The sequence below is a fragment of the Frankia sp. CcCS3 genome (genome assembly GCF_977927575.1).
Genome location: NZ_CDWRCL010000354.1, coordinates 1 through 1,564, shown reverse-complemented (window position 1 = coordinate 1,564; position 1,564 = coordinate 1). Strand labels below are relative to the sequence as shown.

The 1,564-nt window shown below is 71.0% G+C and carries 1 protein-coding gene; it reads right to left on the bottom strand.

Annotated elements, in window-relative coordinates; all coding sequences use genetic code 11:
• Positions 1-262: 262 nt before the first annotated feature.
• Positions 263-1,564, bottom strand: a 1,302-nt coding sequence (locus AC08OQ_RS19090) for a hypothetical protein (RefSeq protein ID WP_476612292.1), incomplete at its 5' end; no start/stop codon positions are given.

Genomic DNA, 1,564 nt, shown 5'->3' with positions numbered 1-1,564 from the left:
CAGGATCAGGTCCTCGGCGCTCAACGACATAAGCATCGCCAACTGTCGTTCGGGCTTGCCTCGCATCCCCGCGGTCTACCCCAACCCGCAACCGATCGCGAATCAGCCGGCTGGTCGATCGCCGACCACATCCGCGCCGAGCTCCACGGGTTCGGGCACTACCACGAGACCTACGAGAAGGTCGACGGCCGCTGGCGGTTCGCGACCATCCGCCTGTCCCGCCTGGCGTCTCGACCTCACCCCGCTGCCCGTCGCCTGAGCGTCACAGCGCCGCCTCCACGGCGCGCAGGGCGTCCAGCACCGGGCGCAGCGCATCGGCCGACTCGGACGGCAGCTGGAACGGCGTCTCCAGGGGGACGTCGGCCAGGGACGGCTCGCCCGGTCGGGGGCTGGCGGGGTCGTCGGCCGGCATCGCGACGCGGCGGACGGAGTCTCCGTCGCGCACGGTGATGATGGCCAGCATGCTGTCGGGCAGCAGGTCGCCGGTCTGCTGCGCGTGCACCTCCGGGGCCGCGTCGTCGAGCAGGCCGGCCTCGCCGGCCGCGGCGAACACCTGCGCTGCCAGCTGGCGGTCCACCTGGTCGGCCGCGCTCGTCTCCTGCTCCGGCTGGAGCTCGTCGACCACTCGTCGCTCGGCGGAACCGTCGCCCCGGACCGCTACTCGGTAGGCGTAGTGCTCTCCCGGTGTCCCGCCGGTCACCTCGAAGGTGACCTCGGTGTCCTGGGCGCCCTCTGGATCGGCGTCGGCCTCCCCCATGGCCCGCAGCCGCTCCAGGGCCGCCGATCGCGCCTCGGGGGGGAGGTCGTCGATCCTCGTGACGCCCATGGTCACCTCCGGGGGTTCGTCGCTGCGTTCCGGTGGACCGGCGATCGGGACGTGGCCGGACCCGTGGAAGCCGGTGATCCGGTTGTAGTGCCGGGCGACGGGCAAGGTGTTGTTGTCCATCACCGTCCCGGTGCTCACCGGGTTCCTGCTCGGACAGGCGGCGTCGGCGTACTCGTCGGGGTGCCCCAGCATGTGCCCGAACTCGTGGGCGGCGACGTTGCCGGTGTCGGAGGTGTCCCAGAGCCCCATGTTGGAACGGGCGGGGCCCTGCTGGACGCGCACGACGTGGTGCGCGTTCGACCCGACCCACTGCACGTCGAAGGTGATCGGCTGTCGACCGCCGTTGCCGGCGCGGCAGTCGAACCGGTTCCCCCATGTGGTGAGGATGCCGTTGCGCCACGTCGTCCTCAGGGTGTCCATGGTGGCGTTGGAGATGCCGGCGTCGGGGTTCAGCTGGATCCGCACCGTGATGTGGGTCCCGGCCTGGTGGTAGCGCGCGGTCCAGCTGTAGACGCACTCGCTCACCCCGAACGACACCTCGCCGACGGGCTCCGCCTCGAAGACCCAGTACTTCTGCCAGACGTTGCCGTCGGTGCCGCGGACGAAGACGTGCTCGTGGTCGGGGCCCATGGAGCCGAGGGTGGGTTCGGAGGCGAGGACGCCGCCGTCGTTGTGGGGTCCCCAGGGGTGCCACTGACCGTTCCAGTAGGCGCGTTGCCAGAGCTTGTTGTCGTTCCT